Origin of the sequence: Glycomyces mayteni (assembly GCF_042428885.1) — a bacterium.
Lineage (GTDB): Bacteria > Actinomycetota > Actinomycetes > Mycobacteriales > Micromonosporaceae > Glycomyces > Glycomyces mayteni.
Map to the genome: position 1 here is coordinate 100,523 of NZ_JBHMBP010000005.1, position 16,933 is coordinate 117,455.

Annotated in this window: 15 protein-coding genes; 6 read left to right on the forward strand and 9 right to left on the reverse strand. The window is 73.7% G+C overall.

Translation table 11 applies throughout. The features are described 5' to 3' along the window. Window positions 1–64: 64 nt before the first annotated feature. From ACFFXY_RS22050 to macS, 5 genes are all read right to left on the reverse strand, one after another. Window positions 65–658, reverse strand: a complete 594-nt coding sequence (locus ACFFXY_RS22050; RefSeq protein WP_382355791.1) for a 3'-5' exonuclease — start codon at window positions 656–658, stop codon at window positions 65–67. Window positions 659–697: 39 nt separating this feature from the next. Further along, on the reverse strand, window positions 698–1,507 hold the full coding sequence (locus ACFFXY_RS22055) for a DUF6999 family protein (RefSeq protein ID WP_382355794.1): 810 nt from the start codon (window positions 1,505–1,507) through the stop codon (window positions 698–700). Then, entirely contained in the window at window positions 1,500–3,347 is a 1,848-nt protein-coding gene (locus ACFFXY_RS22060) for a 3-oxoacyl-[acyl-carrier-protein] synthase III C-terminal domain-containing protein (protein ID WP_382355797.1), read from the reverse strand. Before ACFFXY_RS22060 ends, ACFFXY_RS22055 begins: the two co-directional genes overlap by 8 nt. Before the next feature lie 71 nt (window positions 3,348–3,418). After that, window positions 3,419–4,057 carry a response regulator gene (locus ACFFXY_RS22065; RefSeq protein ID WP_382355800.1) on the reverse strand — a complete coding sequence of 213 codons (639 nt, stop codon included), beginning with the start codon at window positions 4,055–4,057 and terminating at the stop codon, window positions 3,419–3,421. Further along, window positions 4,032–5,159, reverse strand: a complete 1,128-nt coding sequence (macS, locus tag ACFFXY_RS22070; protein ID WP_382355803.1) for a MacS family sensor histidine kinase — start codon at window positions 5,157–5,159, stop codon at window positions 4,032–4,034. Before macS ends, ACFFXY_RS22065 begins: the two co-directional genes overlap by 26 nt. 80 nt (window positions 5,160–5,239) lie before the next feature. Between macS and ACFFXY_RS22075 the strand changes: the two genes are divergently transcribed. Then, entirely contained in the window at window positions 5,240–7,759 is a 2,520-nt protein-coding gene (locus ACFFXY_RS22075) for an Hsp70 family protein (RefSeq protein ID WP_382355806.1), read from the forward strand. A 45-nt stretch (window positions 7,760–7,804) separates the two neighbouring features. On the opposite strand, the gene ACFFXY_RS22080 is transcribed toward ACFFXY_RS22075, so the two are convergent. Further along, on the reverse strand, window positions 7,805–9,448 hold the full coding sequence (locus tag ACFFXY_RS22080; RefSeq protein ID WP_382355810.1) for a glycoside hydrolase family 13 protein: 1,644 nt from the start codon (window positions 9,446–9,448) through the stop codon (window positions 7,805–7,807). Window positions 9,449–9,579: 131 nt separating this feature from the next. Here ACFFXY_RS22080 and ACFFXY_RS22085 point away from each other — a divergent pair, with 131 nt between their 5' ends. Next, the gene (locus ACFFXY_RS22085) at window positions 9,580–10,803 is read left to right on the forward strand and encodes an ROK family protein (RefSeq protein ID WP_382355813.1); all 1,224 of its coding nucleotides are present in this window, start codon (window positions 9,580–9,582) and stop codon (window positions 10,801–10,803) included. Here ACFFXY_RS22085 and ACFFXY_RS22090 read toward each other — a convergent pair. Together ACFFXY_RS22090 and ACFFXY_RS22095 are read right to left on the reverse strand one after the other, a co-directional pair. Then, window positions 10,800–11,936: a sulfotransferase family protein gene (locus ACFFXY_RS22090; protein ID WP_382355816.1), complete on the reverse strand. Its 1,137-nt coding sequence runs from the start codon at window positions 11,934–11,936 to the stop codon at window positions 10,800–10,802. The genes ACFFXY_RS22085 and ACFFXY_RS22090 overlap by 4 nt on opposite strands. Window positions 11,937–12,084: 148 nt before the next feature. After that, window positions 12,085–13,011, reverse strand: coding sequence for a DUF4349 domain-containing protein (locus tag ACFFXY_RS22095; protein ID WP_382355819.1), 927 nt, complete (start codon window positions 13,009–13,011; stop codon window positions 12,085–12,087). A 205-nt stretch (window positions 13,012–13,216) separates the two neighbouring features. Between ACFFXY_RS22095 and def the strand changes: the two genes are divergently transcribed. From def to ACFFXY_RS22115, 4 genes are all read left to right on the forward strand, one after another. After that, window positions 13,217–13,765, forward strand: coding sequence for a peptide deformylase (def, locus tag ACFFXY_RS22100; RefSeq protein WP_382355822.1), 549 nt, complete (start codon window positions 13,217–13,219; stop codon window positions 13,763–13,765). Window positions 13,766–13,797: 32 nt separating this feature from the next. Next, window positions 13,798–14,415 carry a methyltransferase domain-containing protein gene (locus tag ACFFXY_RS22105; RefSeq protein ID WP_382355825.1) on the forward strand — a complete coding sequence of 206 codons (618 nt, stop codon included), beginning with the start codon at window positions 13,798–13,800 and terminating at the stop codon, window positions 14,413–14,415. Between the two features lie 105 nt (window positions 14,416–14,520). Then, window positions 14,521–15,057 carry a tetratricopeptide repeat protein gene (locus tag ACFFXY_RS22110; RefSeq protein ID WP_382355828.1) on the forward strand — a complete coding sequence of 179 codons (537 nt, stop codon included), beginning with the start codon at window positions 14,521–14,523 and terminating at the stop codon, window positions 15,055–15,057. A gap of 30 nt (window positions 15,058–15,087) precedes the next feature. Beyond that, window positions 15,088–16,254 (forward strand): NUDIX hydrolase, encoded by a 1,167-nt coding sequence (locus tag ACFFXY_RS22115; protein ID WP_382355831.1) that lies wholly within the window; start codon window positions 15,088–15,090, stop codon window positions 16,252–16,254. Between the two features lie 16 nt (window positions 16,255–16,270). Here ACFFXY_RS22115 and ACFFXY_RS22120 read toward each other — a convergent pair whose 3' ends face one another. Then, the gene (locus ACFFXY_RS22120; RefSeq protein ID WP_382355834.1) at window positions 16,271–16,834 is read right to left on the reverse strand and encodes a hypothetical protein; all 564 of its coding nucleotides are present in this window, start codon (window positions 16,832–16,834) and stop codon (window positions 16,271–16,273) included. Window positions 16,835–16,933 lie beyond the last annotated feature (99 nt).

A 16,933-nucleotide genomic window follows, 5' to 3' on the forward strand; every position in this document is an offset into this window, starting at 1 on the left:
GGGTTCTTGACACCGAAGGGGTGAAGGCGTCCAGACCGCCAGAACCCACTGAAATCGACCAGGGTCAATACTTGCGGCAGCCGTCGTATCCACTGCTGTGAATACGGCCCCACTGGACGCGCGCCGCGTCGAGCAGCCCGTCCAGGGAGTCCACGGCGTGTTCGCGCTGCTCGGCCAGGAGCACGTTCGCCGCCGCCCGCGCGTCGGCCTCGGCCCGGTGGTGGTCGCCGAACGCGATCCCGGCCGCCCGCGCCACCCGCGGCAGCGTGTACGAGTCGAGCTCCCACGTCCGGCGGGCGATGACGAGCGTGCACGCGTACCGCACCGAGGGCGCCTCGATCCCGACCGCCGCGTTCGCGCCGCGGATCACCGAGGTGTCGAACGCGGCGTTGTGCGCGACGAGCGGCGCGTCCCCGATGAGGTCCCGCAGCTGCGACCACGCCTGCCGCCACGTGGGCGCGCCGAACACGTCGCGCTGCCGGATGCCGTGGATCTGCGTGTTCCGGAACTCGAACCGGTCGTGCCCGGCGGGCGGGCGGATCAGCGTCGCGTACGAGTCGGCCTCCTTGCCGTTCTCGACGCGCACCGCGGCCACGGAGCAGGCGCTGGCGCGGCTGCCGTTCGCCGTCTCGAAGTCGATCGCCACCCAGGCGTCCAAAGGCGTGCCCCCTCTGCTTGCGCCGCTGACGGTAGCAGCTCAGGCGCGCATCGAGAGCCGCCGCAGGTGCTCGTGCGCGTACTCGCAGATCACGGCGTGCCGGTACACCGCGTGCGGCACGTCCGCATTGGAGTCCACGCGCACCGACAGGTCGCCCGAGCACCAGCGCAGGAACGCCGGGTCGCCGGTGATCTCGGAGAGGATCGCCAGGATCGAGTCGTCGAAGCGCATGGAGTGGACGGCGCGGCGGTACTCGTCGGGGGTCAGGCACGCGGCGAACGGCAAGTTCATGAGGCACAGGGCCGTCTGGATGTCCAGGCGCATGAACCGGAACCGGTCCGGCTCGGGGTCGAGCTCGGGGACGTCGAGCCCGGAGTAGTCGGGGCCGGCGTCGTACACGAGCGGCCCGATCCCGGCGAGCACCACGTACACGTTGACGTCGTGCTCGATGACGGCGTTGTCCCCGAGCCCGGCGAGCGTGGTGGGCCGCAGGGATACCGGCTCGATGTCGTTGCGGCAGTTGCGGACGATGAAGTTGAGCAGGTTCGTCTCGATCACGAAGTGCCTGATGAGCAGCTCCACGGCCTGCGGGGACACGAAGCGGCGCAGGAACCAGATGCAGAGCCGGTCCATGAGCCGGTGCGCGGTCCAGCGCACCGGGGTGAGCCGCTTGAGCACCAGGATGACCAGGGCCAGGACCCGCGAGAGGGGCCGGGCGACCGGGTACAGCCACGTGCGGGTCCAGCGCCGCTGGTCCTCGGCGATCTTGCGGGCCGTCTCGGGGTCGAGGACCAGCGACGGGTCGCCCACGATCGCGTCCCACAGGGGCGGGCCCGCGAGGTCAGACATTGTCCAGCTCTTCGAGTTGCAGCGCGTACAGGCGCGCGACGGCCTTCGCGGTGGAGACGATCGCGTCCGCGGCGGCGTCGTCCACGCGCGGGGACGCGAGGATCGCCTGGAGCTTCGCGAAGTGGTCGTCGTCGGCCTCCCCGTGGTAGGCCAGGAAGCTCACCTGGTCGTCGCGCAGGCCCAGCTGCTCCTTGAACCGCGCGGCCCACCCGGCGGCCTTGCCGGTGCCGAGCCCCTCGATGATGAACATCGCGCCGAGCAGCCCGACCGGGTCCGGCTCGCTCGCCTTGCAGAACATGTACGCCGACAGCGCCTCCGAACCGATGTTCTTGCGCCCGTTGCGGATCGCCTCGATCGAGCCGCCGCACGCGGCGTAGTCCCGCTCGATCATCATGAAGTCGCGGTGCTCCTCCTGCGCGTGCCCGATGGCGGCGCTGCGCAGGTCGAAGTAGTCGACGGAGAAGTTCGAGGCGGCCCGGGAGATCCAGCGGGCCCCGTCGGCGACCTGCTGGCGCAGGTTGAACAGCAGCCGCAGGTAGTCGTCCAAGGTGGACTCGCCGTCGGCGAGGCGGCGCATGACCGGGACGTCGTCGAGGCGCTCCTCGAAGTCCTGCCAGACCGCGTCGAGGCGCGCGAACACGCTCCCCTCGGACGCGACCACCGGCTCGCGGACCGGGATCGCGGCCCGCTCCGGGACGGTCGCCCGCTCCGGCACCTGCACCGCCTGCGGCGCTTCGGGTCCCACGCACGTCAGGTGCGCGAACCCGAACGAGAACCGGCCCGACTCGGGCACCGCGAGGAGCACGGTCTGCCCCGGCTCGAACCGCCCCTCCCGCCAGCACTCCTCCAGGGCGATGAAGATCGAGGCCGCCCCGGTGTTCCCGCGCGTCTCCAGGTTCGAGAACCACCGTCCGGTGTCGATCTGCGCCCCGGTGGCCGCGAGCTGGTCGAAGACGATGTCCCGGAACGCGTTCGTCGAATAGTGGCACAGCACGTGGTCGAGCCGCTTGAGGTCGATGAGGCCGCGCTGCGCGAGCGACGCGAACTCCTTCAGTCCCGCTTCGGCGAGCGCCCCGAGCATCGAGGTGTCCTGGCGCAGCAGCATCATCCCGGCCTGCTCGGCCGCGGCGGCGCTGCCCATGTCCTGCCAGGTCCGCCCGGGCGCGGGGGAGGAGCCGTCGGTCCCGGCCCGCATGCACACCGCGTGCTCGTGGGCGAGCGAGACCGTCCGCACCCAGTCCACGCGCAGCGAGGGCCGGTCCGGGCGCGGGCGCGCCTCCACCAGCACCGAGCCGGCGCCGTCGGAGAGCATCCACCGCAGGAAGTGCGCGTCGGTGTCGTTGCCGCCGTTGAACCTCGACGCCCGCAGCCACCGGGACGCCAGCTCGCTGCCGACCACGGCCGCCCGCTCGCGGTCCCCGAGCCGCACCTTCGCGACGGCCGCGTCCAGGGCCGCGATCCCCGAGGCGCACACCCCGGCCGCCGACAGGAGCTGCATCGGGCCGCCGCCGAGGCGCCCGTGGACCATCGACGCGAACCCGGGCACCAGCAGGTCCCCCTGGGTGGTCGCGGTGGCGAGCATGTCGAGGTCCTCGGCGATGTACCCGCGGTCGCCGAGCATGGACCGGAGCGCGTTCGCGGCGAGCTCCTCGTTCAGCTCGGTGGTGCGCCCCCGCTCGTCGAGGGCGTAGTGGCGCTTGGCGATCCCGTTCGCGGCGAGGATGCGGCGGCGGAGCCGGTCCCCGCGCTCGTCCACGCCCCCGAGGCGCGCGGCGATCTCGTCGTTCCCGACAGGGTCCCCGGGGAGGTACGCCCCGGCGGCGGTGATGAAGGCGTTCATGCCTTCATTGAGCCCCATCCGGGGCGCCTCGCGCATCCGCCGGATCGCTCATTTCGCGGGGGCGAAAGTACTCAGTCCCCGTCGATGCCCTGCTCGATCGCGTACCGCACGAGCTGCGCCCGGTTGTGGAGCTGGAGCTTCGCGAGGATGTGCTGCACGTGGTTCTGCACCGTCCGCGGCGACAGCGTCAGACGCGACGCGATCTCCTTGTACCCCAGGCCCTTCGCCACGAGCCGCAGGACCTCCGTCTCGCGCTCGGACAGGCGCGGGCGCTCGTCGGGCTCGGGCGTGTTCGCCAGCCGCCGGTACTCGCCGAGGACCAGGCCCGCCAGGCCCGGGGTGAACACCGCGTCCCCGGCCGCGACCCGCTCCACCGCCTCCGCCAGCTCCGCGGGGGACGCCGACTTCACCAGGTACCCGCGCGCCCCGGCCTTGATCGCCTCCAGCACGTCCGCGGACTCCCCGCTCGCCGAGAGCACCAGCACCGCCGTCGGGCAGTCCTCGCCGAGCCCCTGGAGCACCGCGACCCCCGACAGGCCCGGGAGCTGCAGGTCCAGGATCGCCACGTCCGGGCGCAGCGACCGGATGCCCTCCAGGGCCGCCCGGCCCTCCCCGAACGCGGCGAGCACCCGGTGCCCGGCCCCCTCCAGGTCCCTGGCGATGGCCTCCCTCCAGATCGGATGGTCATCGACCACGACGAGCGTCGCCACCGGCACCTCCCGCGATCCTCGGCACGCGCATCTCCACTTCCGTCCCCTCCCCGGGCGCCGAGACCACGGCGGTCGTCCCGCCCAGCTCCCTGATCCTGCCCTCGATCGACTGCGCCACACCGAGGCGGCCCTCCGCGGCCGCCGCCGCGAGCCGCCCCGGCTCCATTCCCGGGCCGTCGTCCCTGACGGTGACCTGCACGGCCTCCCCGTCGTCCTCCACCAGCAGCCACACCCGCGTCGCCGCCGGGCAGTGCTCGCGCACGTTGTCCACCGCGCTCGCCACCGCCGCCGCGAACTGCCGGGCCGTCTCGGCGGGCAGCAGCACCGGCGTCGCCGGGGCCGCCACGGTCACCGCCGCGCCCTCGTGCCGCCCCACCATCCCGCGCAGGTCCCGCTGGCCTCCAAGGGGATCGCGGTACGACTCGGAGCGGATGAGCGCCCGCAGCGCGCCCTCCTGGGCCCCGGCGAGCCGCCCCAGCTCCGCGGCCTCGCCGCCGAGCTCGGCCCCGCGGCGCTGCACCAGCGCCAGCACCTGGAGGACCGAGTCGTGGATGTCCCGCGCGAGGCGCTCGCGCTCGCGCACCGTCGCGCTCCGCTCCGCGGCCTCGCGCATCCGCTGCTCCGCGACGACCCCGAGGCGCACCAGGTGCCCGGCCGCGAACCCGGTGAGCACCAGCAGCACCGTCTCGTTCACGGTGCTGGAGTGGACGCCGCCGCGGAACGCCATGCCCGCCGCGGCCACCACCGCGCCCGCGACGGCCCCCGACCGCCGCCCCCACGCCGCCGCCCACGCCAGGACCGCCCCGGCCATCCACGGCCCCACCGACACCGGCACCTCGTCGGTCGCCAGCGCCCACGAGGACGCCGCCACGGCCGACACCGTCACCGCCAGGTCCGTGTACAGGGCCTTCGGCTCGTACCCGCGCCGCCGGTACCACTCGGTCGCCGCCCACGTCCAGCCCAGCAGGACCACCACGAGCAGCGCCGCCCACACCGGGCGCACCAGCGAGTCGAACGCGAGGCCGCCCAGCAGCACCGGGTAGCCGAGCGCGACGAACCGGAACACCGTGTTCGCGCGCCGCAGCTGCGTCTGAATACCCACTGAGGAATTCTCGCAGCCGCCCGCCACCGGGCCCGGTTCCCGTCCCCCGCGCCGTTGACCGCGGAAACTACAGTGGCCTCATGTCCTTCTCCAGCCCACGGCCCGCCGCGATCGGCATCGACTTCGGCACCTCCCACACGGTCGCGACCATCCGGCGCGCGGACGGGCGGGTCCACCAGCAGTTGTTCGACGGCTCGCCGCAACTGCCCTCAGCGGTGTTCATGAACGACGAGGGCGGACCGGTCGTCGGCGCCGACGCCGTCCACTCCGGACGCCGCCGCCCCGAGCGCTTCGAGCCCAACCCCAAGCGCCGCATCGACGACGAGTCGATCCTCCTCGGCGAGACCGAGATCCCCGTGACCAGCGTCATCGCCGCCGTCCTCTCCCGCGTCGCCCGCGAGTGCGAGCAGACCCTCGGCTCCCTCGGCCCGGTCACCGTCACCGTCCCCGCCGCCTGGGGCCCGACCCGCCGCCACGTCGTCGCCGACGCCGCCGCCGCGGCGGGCCTGGGCCAGGTGGACCTCGTCGCCGAACCCGTCGCCGCCGCCTCCTACTTCATGGAGACCCTCAGCGTCGACGTGCGCCCCGGCAACGGCGTCGTCGTCTACGACCTCGGCGGCGGCACCTTCGACGCCACCGTCCTGCGCCGCGGCCCCAGCGGCTTCGAGGTCCTCGCCGTCGACGGCGCCCCGGACCTCGGCGGCCTCGACTTCGACCAGGCCCTCGCCGAGCACCTCGCCGCCACCGTCCAGCCCGAGGACGAGCGCTGGGCCCGCCTCACCGGTCCGAGTGAATCCGCCGACCTGCGCCACCGCGCCGCGTTCATGGACGAGGTGCGCCAGGCGAAGGAGCGCCTCTCCCGCTCGGCGACCACCGACCTGACCATCCCGCTCCTGGACGTCGACACGCACCTGACCCGCGGCCAGCTCGAAGAGGTCTGCGCGCCCCTGGTCATGCGCACCATCCGCGTCACCCAAGGGGTCATCCGCGAATCGGGCCTCGCGAAGGACCAGATCACCGCCCTGTTCCTCGTCGGCGCCGCCTCCCGCATGCCCCTGGTCGCCACCAAGCTCCACCGCGAGCTCGGCATCGCCCCCGCCGCCATCGAGCAGCCCGAGCTCGCCGTCTCCGAAGGCGGCCTCGCCGCCCACCAGACCGTCTCCTCCCCGGTCAGCGTCCCCAGCCCCGCCCTGCCCCCGCAGACCGCCGCACCGCAGTCCGCCGTCCCGCAGCCCACCCCGGTCCTCCCGCCGCAGGACACCAACCAGACGCTGCCCCTGATGCACCCCTCGGCGCCCCAGCCGACCCCGCAGGCCGTGCTCCACCCCAGCCCGGTCACCCAGCCCGCCATGGCCGCGCCGCAGGGGCCCCCGCCCGGCTCCCCGCCCCTCCAGTACCCCCAGGGCCCCGCCTACCCCGCGCCGCAGCCTGAACCGGCCGCGCCGTGGATCAAGTCCAAGCAGGGCCTGTCGGTCGTCGGCGCGGCCGCCGCCGTCGTGGTCCTCGCGCTGGCCGTCCTCATCGGCCTGAAGTACCTGCGCCAGGACGACACCGGCGACCTCGCGGGCGGCGCGGACCCACAGACCGAGGAGTCCAGCGCCGGCGACCAGAACGCGTCCTCCAGCAACGGCGAGAACCAGGAGAACGCCGAAGCCTCCGACGGCCTCGTCCCGATCGCCGACGCCGTGACCGGCGACCTCGTCGGGGAGTTCCCGCAGGCCCACGTCGGCGCGGTCACCGCCGTCGAGACCGGCACCGTGGACAACGCGCCCGTGGCGATCACCGCCGGGGACGACTACATCGTCCGCGTCTGGGACCTGGAGTCCGGCGAGAAGGAGGGCGAGTTCCGCGGCCACTCTGACACCCTGGACGTGCTCACTGCCTTCGACTACGAGGGCCGGACCCTGGTCTTCTCGCGCGACTACGGGACCGAGGCCGTCTGGTACGCCGACGACCCGGAGCACCCGCTCGCCACCCGCGACGCGGGCTACAGCACCGTCTACTGGGCCGGCGTGTGGGACGGCGTGCCCGCCTACATGACCGACTACGAAGTGGTGCAGCTCGTCAACGGCCAGAAGATCGCCGACGTGTCCACCGAGTACGCCGACTTCACGCAGGTCGAGGACGTGGACGGGTACCTCCGCCAGGTCGGCGTCTCCGAGAACCGGGTCTTCGTCAACGACCTCGCCACCGGCGAGTCCACCACCGGCACCTTCGACCAGCTCGGCTACGACGTCACCGCGTTCGCCGCGGGCGGCGCCGCCGGGAAGGCCCTCGGCCTCACCGTCACCGCCAACGGCTCCGTCCAGGGCTGGCACCTCGCCGCCGCCGAGCCGTACGGCACGGCCGCGATGGAGCTGTCCCAGGCCGTCACGCGCGCCTGGATCGTGGAGCTCCAGAGCGAGGCCACCGCGCTCCTCCAAGGCGACCAGGGCCTGAGCCTGTACGACATGGAGGACGGCACCCAGATCGGGGAGCTGTTCGCCGCGCACTCCGGCGAGGACCTCGTCCAGGACACCGCCGTCATCGAGGTGACCGGCCACCCCGTCGCGGTCACCGGCTCCGCGGGCGGCGACGTCGAGGTCTGGTCCCTCGAATAGCGCGAAGGGCGCGGCGGGTCCCCGCCGCGCCCTTCCCCTTGCTCCCTAAGGCTTCTTGAGCCACACGGTCGTCTCGCCGGGCAGCTCGCCCTCGCCGAGCGGCCCGCTGGCGAGCAGCACATCGCCCTCGGGCAGCGCCACCGGCGCCGTCCCGAAGTTCGCCACGGCCTCCCAGCCGTTCGCGCGCCGCACGTGCAGCACCTCGGCCCCGCTCGGCACCCACGCGAGCGTCTCGTCGGCCTGCAACTCGCGCCGCAGGCCCAGCGCGGAGCGGTACAGCGACAGCGTCGAGCCCGCGTCGCCGTCCTCGGCCTCCACCGACACCTTCCCGAACCAGTCCGGCTGCGGCAGGTGCGCAGGGCCCGGACCGAACCCGAACGACGGGCCCTCCACGGTCCACGGGATCGGCACGCGGCAGCCGTCGCGGCCCACGTCCACCCCCGGGCTGCGCGCGAACGTCGGGTCCTGCCGCGCCTCGTCCGGGATCGTCGCGACCTCGCCCAGGCCCAGCTCCTCGCCCTGGTACAGGTACGCCGAGCCCGGCAGCGCCAGCATGAGCAGCGTCGCGGCCCGCGCCCGGCGCAGGCCCCGCGCGGTGTCCAGCTCCGGCTCGGTCCCGCGCGAGAGCAGCCACGCCCGGTTGTACTTGCGCGGCTGGTCCCCGTTGGGCGGCAGGCCGTACCGGGTCGCGTGGCGCACCACGTCGTGGTTGGAGAACACCCACGTCGTGGAGGAGCCCGAGGCCGCGGCCTGCTCCAGGTTCTCGGTGATGATCGCCTTGAACGCCGCGGCGTCGAAGTCCGCTTCGAGCAGGTCGAAGTTGAACGCCTGGCCCAGCCCGGCGGCGCTGGCGTAGCGGGCGCGGCGCCACGGCGGGTTCACCCACGCCTCGGCGACGGCGATGCGCGGCGGGTCGTACTCGTCGAACACCGCGCGCCAGCCGGTGTAGATCTCGTGGACCTCGTCGCGGTCCCACAGCGGGTGCGTGCCGGTGGCCTTGTCGATCGCGTCGAGCTGCGCCTGCGACGGCAGGTCCGCGGGGAGGTCCTTGGCGAGGGCGTGCGCGACGTCCACGCGGAAGCCGTCCACGCCCCGGTCGGACCAGAAGCGCAGCGTCTTGAGGAAGTCCTCGCGCACTTCCTCGTTGCGCCAGTTGAAGTCCGGCTGCTCGGGCGCGAACAGGTGGAGGTACCACTGGCCGTCGCCCACGGCCGTCCACGCGGGGCCGCCGAACGCCGAGACCCAGTCCGGGGCGGGCGACAGCTCGCCGTGCTCGCCGAGCCCGTCGCGGAAGACGTACCGGTCGCGCTCGGGGGAGCCCTTCGGGGCGGCCAGCGCGGCCTGGAACCACTCGTGGCGGTTCGAGGAGTGGTTGGGGACGATGTCCACGATGAGCTTGATGCCCGCGCCGTGGAGCGCGGCGACCATCGCGTCGAAGTCGTCGAGGGTGCCCAGGCGCGGGTCGACGTTCCGGTAGTCGTCCACGTCGTAGCCGCCGTCGGCGAGCGCCGACGGGTAGAACGGGCTGAGCCACACCGCGTCCACGCCGAGCCGCGCGAGGTAGTCCACGCGGGAGGCGATGCCGGGCAGGTCGCCGAGGCCGTCGCCGTTCGCGTCCGCGAAGCTGCGCGGGTAGATCTGGTACACGGTGGCCTGGCGCCACCAGTCGGCGCCGTTCTGAGCAGCCATCTTGGGTGCCTTTCGGTGGTGGTGGGCCGCGCCTGGCGCGCGGGCCGGAATGATCTCGTGATTAAATCTAATACCAAAATCAAATCACTCACGCCATACTGGGGCAGCGAAGGCGAGGTGTCAAGAGGCAGATGTCGATCAGTGCGACCGAGTCCGAGGACCGGACCCACCCGCAGCGGCGCGCGAACGCCGCGGCGGTCCTGGACCGCGCGTGGGACGCCGCGGCGTTCACCGCCAGCGACGTCATCGCCGCCACCGGCCTGACCCGCTCGACGGTGATCGCCCTGTGCGACGAGCTGGTGGCCCGCGGCTGGCTCGCGGAGCTGCCCAACGCCCGCGCCGCCGGGGGCGAGTACCGCAAGGGCCGCCCCGCCCGCCGCTACGAGCTGCGCGCCGACGCCGGGGTGGTCCTCGGCGTGGACGCCGGCCAGCACTGCATCACCGCCACCGTCGCCGACCTGCGCGGGCGCGAGCTCGCCCGCGCCCACCGCGCCGCGGACCCCGACGGCGCCGACCCCGCCGCGCGCCTCGCCGTCGCCGACGCGACGATCATCGCGGCCCTCGACCGCGCGGGCGCCCTCCCCGAGGCTGTCCTCTGCATCGCCGTGGGCGTCCCCGCCCCCACCGACCTCGACGGCGCCTCGCCCGAAGGCGAGCGGCGCTTCTGGGCCCGCATGAACCCCGGCTACGCCGCCCACTTCCGCGGGCGCGGCTGGCGCACCGAGGTCGAGAACGACGCGAACCTGGCCGCGCTCGCCGAAGGGGCCCTCGGCGCGGGCGCGGGCGCCTCCTCGTACATCGCGCTCGTCTCCGGCGAGCGCTTCGGCGCCGGATACGTCGTGGACGGTCACCTCGTGCGCGGGCGCTCCGGCGCCGCCGGGGAACTGCGCCTGCTCACCCTCGTCGAGGGGGTCGGCTCGACCCACGGCATTGGGAACCTGCTGCGCCGCTGGGCGCTCGAAGTGCGCGCCGCGGGCGCCGCCGACCCCGCGAGCGCGATCATGACGGCCCCCGCCGAGGCCCTCGGCGCCGAACTCGTCCTCGCCGCCGCCGCGGCCGGGGACCCGGCCGCGCTCGGCCTCGCCGAGCGGATGGCCGAGCGGCTCGCGCGCATCTGCGCGGTCCTTGGCGGCCTGCTCGACGTCGAGCGGATCGTGCTCGCGGGCGCGGTCGCCGCGTCCCTCGACCCGGTCCTCAAGCGCGCGGCCGAGCGCCTCGGCGAGCTGACCCACCCGCCCGGCCCCGAACTCGTGGCCTCCACGCTCGGCGGCGGGGTGGTCAGCCTCGGCGCGGTCGCCCGCGCCCTGGAGGTCGTCAGGGCCGACGCCCTCGACCTGGAGCCGTTGCGGCCCTAACGGATCGAGGCGACCAGCTTCGTGTAGTCGCCGAACGCCGCGTCCACCATGTCGGGGTCGAGCCCGTACCTGGCGAGCGAGTACTCGTGGTTGCGGCGCATCCCCGGACGCGCGAGCACGTCGTCGAGGTTCCCCTGCTCCTTGAAGCTCCATTGCAGGCCCAGGCGCTCGAAGATGCGGGGGAGCTGTCCGTGCGGGTCGGCCGTGAGCTGGTGGTACGACACGTCGACCATCCGCTCCTTCGGGATGTCCAGGCGCGACATGCGGCCCTGCTCGACCATCCACGACAGCGAGGACAGCCACTCCCGGCCGATCTCCTCGGTGTCGTAGCGGCGGTTGCACAGCGCCGTCCCGGTCTCCACCAGCGAGCACCACGACCCCATGACGGTCTGCGGGTCCCGGTGCGTCCACAGGATGTGCGCGTCGGGGAAGACCTTGAGGAGCGCGCCCAGGTTGTACAGGTGGAAGGGGGACTTGAGGACCCAGCGGCGGGTCCGGTCGCCGGTCTGGAGCACCTGGAGGAACTCCTTGAGGTACTGGTAGTCCGGCACGAAGTCGCGCTGCTCCAGCCACTCCCGGTACCCCTTCAGCTTGAAGCGGGTGCCCCACTGGAGGCCGTGGGGGAGCGCGAGCACGCACTCCTCGGGGGTCTCGGCGGTGCTGGGGTGGATGGTCTCCCAGATCGGGGTGATGACGTTGACCGCCGCGGAGACCCGGCGGGCCTTCTTCAGGCGCTGCTCGCGCAGCTTCGGGTCGACGTCGAACCGGTCGGCGTGGTGGAACTCCCACATCATCGGCGCCCGGTTGCCCTCGGGCGCGGCGATCACCTTGTGCGCCAGCGTGGTCGCCGTCCGCGGCAGGCCCACCACGACGATCGGGCGGTCGATGGGCTGGTGGGCGATCTCGGGGTGCTCGGCGTGGAGGCGCTTGATCCGCAGCCGGTTCTCCATGCGCATCTGGAGCTCCGAGACCGTCGCGGTCCAGCCCAGGAAGGAGATGTCGCGGACCTTCGCGAAGCGGCGCATCAGGTCCCGGTAGTCGTCCACGAACGCGCGGTCGATGTCGGCGCTCACGCCCGCCGCGGCCTCGGCCTTCGCCAGCGCCTGCTCGAACGCCCCGTCCGGGTTCCGCACCGCCTTCCGCAGCGCTGGGGACATCACGGCGTTCAGGGGCTTGACCCAACCGGCGACACGACGCATAGGGGGTACGTCCTCTCAGGGCGATGGAACGAACGCGAGCCAGTCTCTCACGACCGGCTCGCGGGGACGTTTCGGGCGCGTCTCAGACCCGTACGCGGGACGCCGGCGCGTCGGCCGGCGGCGCGGCCGGGGACGCCTGCGCCGCCGCCCTGCGCCGCTTCGCCCACCACCGCAGCGGCACCAGGACCACCGCGAACCCGAGCGCGACCAGCGGCAGGAACGGCAGGACCACGCCGATCACCACCGACAGCCCCAGCGCCAGCGCCAGCGCGCCCTTGGACCCCGCGACCAGGCCGTCCCAGAACGAGTCCGGCCCGGTGTAGCCCGGGTCGGAGCGGTGCTCCCGCGGCGCGGTGACCGTGAAGTCGATGGTGGACAGGGCGACCCGCTCCTCCAGGTCCGCGAGCTGCTGCTGGAGCGAGGCGAGCTCGCCCTCCCGCGTGGCCAGCTCGGACTCCAGGTCCAGGATCGCCGTCACCGACTCGGCGTCGGCCAGCAGCTCCCGCACCCGCTCGACGCTGGCGCTCTTGGTCGCGATGTACGACTCCAGGTCCACCACCGCCTCGGTCACGTCCTCGGTGGTCACCGACCGGCCCGTCTCCCGCTCCGCGAGCGCGGTGAGCCCGTCCATGGCCTCCTGGAAGTGCTCCGAGGGGATGCGCAACGTCAGCCGCGCGCTCCCCACCACCCCGTCGCCGACCACGGTGAGGTCCCGCTCGTCGGCCGTCACGTACCCGCCGAACGACTCCGCGAGGTCCCACACCTCCTCGGCCACCCGGTCCGGGTCGGGGTCCGCGACGTCGAGCGCCGACTCGTACACCACGGCCCGCTGACCGGCGCTGACCTGCGGATCGGCGATGCCGGCGCCGTCCGTGCCGCCGTCCGCCGCGTCGCCGCCGCCCTCGACCTCGCCCTGGTCCGCGGCCTCCGGCTCGGCCGCGTTCGACCCGCCGTCCGGTTCGCCCGCATCGGCGCAGCCGAAGAGGAGCAGCGCCGCCGCGGCGGCCACAATGGATATCCTGAATGCACGCATGTGAAGCCTCGCAAGGGGGTAGGAGGGGTGGCGGCCAGGATCCCGCCGCCATGACCAACGATCCTCGCCGTGCGTCACGGTCCGGGAACGAACCGCTATCGGTCGGGAGGGATCCGACATCGCTCCGGATACTGTTGCCATAGACTTGCAATAAGCACTGCGATCGAACCGAGGAGCACCATTGACCGCCAGCGACCCGACCACCGGACCGAACCCGGGCGACACCGGCACGCCCCGGCCGATCGTCCACTACGGCGACCCGGTGCTCCACCGCGCGTGCAGGCCCGTCGAAGCGTTCGACGACGCGCTGGCGTCCCTCGTCGAGGACATGTTCGCGAGCATGTACGCCGCCAACGGCGTCGGCCTGGCCGCCAACCAGATCGGCGTGGACGCCCGCGTCTTCGTCCTCGACTGCGAGGACGCCGACGGCGAGCGCACCGTCGCCGCGGTCGTCAACCCCGTGCTCATCCTGCCCCCGCCCCCGCGCGACCTCATGCTCGGCGACGAGGGCTGCCTCTCGGTCCCCGGCCCCTTCACCGACACCCCCCGCTCCTCCACCGCGGCCGTCGAGGGCTTCGACCCGGCCGGCAGGCCCCTCCGCATCGACGGCACCGGCACCCTCGCCCGCTGCCTCCAGCACGAGTCCGACCACCTCGACGGCACCGTCTACGTCGACCGCCTCCCCGCCAAGACCAGGAAGCGCCTCCTCGCCGAGGCGGGCCTGCGCTGAGACCGTCAGACCCCTCGGGCACCATCGGTCCCATGCGATACGAGGAAGTGAAGGCCGACCTGCGCGCGGCCTACGACGCCGTGGCCGACGACCGCGCGGCCATGGACGACACCCCCTGGAAGCGCGCCGAGCGCGGGCGCTTCGCCGCCCTCCTGCGCGAGGCCGGGGCCGCGACCCTCCTGGAGATCGGCGCGGGCCACGGCGTCAGCGGCCGGGCCTTCGCCGACGAGGGCCTCGCGGTCACCTGCACCGACCTCTCGCCCGCGCTGGTCGCCCACTGCCGCGCCAAGGGCCTCGACGCCCGCGTCATGGACTTCGCGCGCCTCGACTTCCCCGACGGCGCCTTCGACGCGGTCTTCGGTATGAACTGCCTGCTCCACGTCCCCAAGGCCGACCTGCCCGGCGTCCTCGACGGCGTCGCCCGCGTCCTCGCCCCCGGCGGCCTGTTCTACTGGGGACAGTACGGCGGGCGCGACTCCGAAGGCGTGTGGGACGGCGACGCGTACGAGCCGAAGCGGTACTTCTCGTTCTTCACCGACGAGGCCGTCGAGCGGCTCGCGAAGGCCCACTTCACCCTCGTGGAGGCCGCCTACCTGCCGATCGACCGCGGCATCGACCGGTACCAGGGACTCGTCCTCCGCAAGCGCTGAGCCGCAACGGCACCCGAACGGGCCTGGGCAAGGGCGCCGATCCGGTTCTATCCTCGGCTCAGGCCGCGCAGGCGCGGCGCCAGGGACCGGAAGGGGGAATGCGCATTGTCAGCAGAGCAGCACCAGATCGCCGAACTCGTCGCGACCGGCAAGGACGGCCGCATGTACGCGACCGAGCCGGAGAAGCTCCGGCGGCTCGTCCACTTCGAGCTCGCCAGGGAGCCGCGGCTGCCGCAGCCGGAGCTGCGGCTCGCCGGGGTCGGCCTCGTCGCCCTCGGGGACTACGCGGCCGCCCAGCGGGTGCTCGCCGCCGCCGTCGAGCGCGCCGAGACCCCGAACCAGGAGGTCGCCGCGCTCGTCAACCTCGGCGACGCCCACCGCTACCCCGGCGCGCTCGACGCCGCCGAGCCGGTCTACCGCCGCGCCATCGAGCTCGCGCGCACCCGGTGCCCCGAACTCGTGCACTTCACGCTCCAGCACTACGGCAAGCACCTCATCGACGCCCGCCGCGCGCACCTCGCCGTGGACGTCCTCACCGAGGTCCTCCAGATCCGCGAGCGGCTCGGCGACCCCGCGCTGATCGCCTCGACACAGGACGCGCTGAGCCTCGCCCGCGCGGCCGTGGGGCAGCGTACGATCTGACCGCGCCGCGAACCGATGCGAAGGAGCACCATGCCCGCCGACACCGCAGACGCGAACCTGAAGGCCGCCAACGGCCTCGCCCGGCTCTCCGGCATCCTCCGCGCCGAGGCCGCGAACGGCCTGTTCTGGGGCGCCGGACCCGACGAGGAGGCCCGGCTGCGGCGCCTGCGCGAACTCGCCGCCGCGCTCCTCGCGCAGATCGACCACCGCCCGTACGAGGCGGTCCTCGCCGTCTACGAGGCCGACACGGGCCTGCGGACCCCCATGCCCGGCACCGAGCTGCGCATCGACTGCGCCGACGGCACGCGCCTGGTGCGCCGCCGCCGCCTCAGCCGCACCTCCGGGACGCTCGGCCAGCGCCTGGAGACCGTCGCCGCGGCCCTGCGCACCCGCGCCCCCGCCGAGCCGGTCGCCATCGCGGACACCGACCTCGCGGGCCTGCCGTGCCCGCACACGTTCCTGCTCGTCTACGAGATGGAGACCCACCTCGACGCGGCCGCCGCGGCCGCGCTCCTCGAACCGACCGAGCCCGACCTCGAAGGGGACGTGCCGAGCCTGAACCCCTCGGCCTCCGCGCAGGAGCCCGAGCACGGCCCGCTCGCGGTCGGCCCGGTCGTGAGACAGCTCCTCGACGCGGTCGCCGCGCTCGCCAAGGAGTCGCTGGCCGAGACCGCGAACTTCTACGAGCGCGAACGGCAGCAGCGCGTGCTGTCGCTGTGCGAGGCGGCCGTCGCGGCCGACGTGGACTACCCGCGCATCGACTGCGGCGAGCTGGCCGCCGACTGCGTCTCCACCGGCGCCGACGCCGCGGTCTTCGACGAGGCGGGGCGCCTGCTCGTCATCCGGCGCACCGACACCGGCCAGTGGGCCATGCCCGGCGGGGCCGCCGAGGTCGGCGAGCCGGTGGGCCTGGCCGCGGTCCGCGAGGCGTTCGAGGAGACCGGGCTCGACGTGGAGCTGACGGGCCTGTCGTGGGCGTTCGACAAGCGGGACACCAAACTCGGCGACGACCGGATGCCGATGATCATGAGCTTCACCGCGAGCGCCCTCGACCCGGAGCAGCCGCTGCGCCTCGCCGAGCTCGAAGCCTCGGAGGCCCGCTGGATCACCCGCGAGGAGGCCGGAGCCATGGACCTGTTCCGGGGCCATGAACTCCGCATCCCCGCGGTGTTCGCCCGCCACCGCGGCGAGCGCTGAAGTCCGCCGGAGCGGCCTACCAGAGCCAGGTCGCGCACGACTCCTGGACCGCGAGCTGGGCTTCGGCCTCCTCTGCGGACTCGGCCTCGGTCGAGTAGAACCAGTTGAGGTCGTCCAGGCACGCGCGCATGGACTCCGCGTCCGCGGCCTGCACTTCGAGTTCGCCGACCTGCGTCTCGGCGGCCTCCAGGTCCTCCTGGAGCTGCGCGATCTCGGCCTCGCGGTCGTCGAGCTGCGCGGTCACGTCGTCGAGGTCGCCGCCGGTGCGCAGCCACAGCGCCAGCGACAGGGCCGCGCCCGCGAACCCGATCACGGCGATGACGGCCAGGACCGGCACCATCGGGGACCGCCGCTGCGGCGGCGGCCCGGCCATGGGCACGGGCTGCGTGAGCGGCTGCGGCCCACCGGGCTGCATGCCCGGCTGCATCGGCTGGGTCGGCACGTACCCGGTCGGCGCGGGCTGGCCGACGGGGGAGTAGGCCGGAGGGGCGCTCTGCGGCTGCGAGTACCCGGGCGGGGCGCTCTGCGGCTGCTGGGACTCGTCGCCGAAGCTGTAGTGCGGGGGCGGGTTGTACGTCATGACGGGCTCCTTCGACGGGTGTGTGCCGTCCACCGTAGGACGGGGGTGCGAACCGGGACGGCCGCCGGTGGTCCGACGACCGCGCGTGTGCCGCGGTTG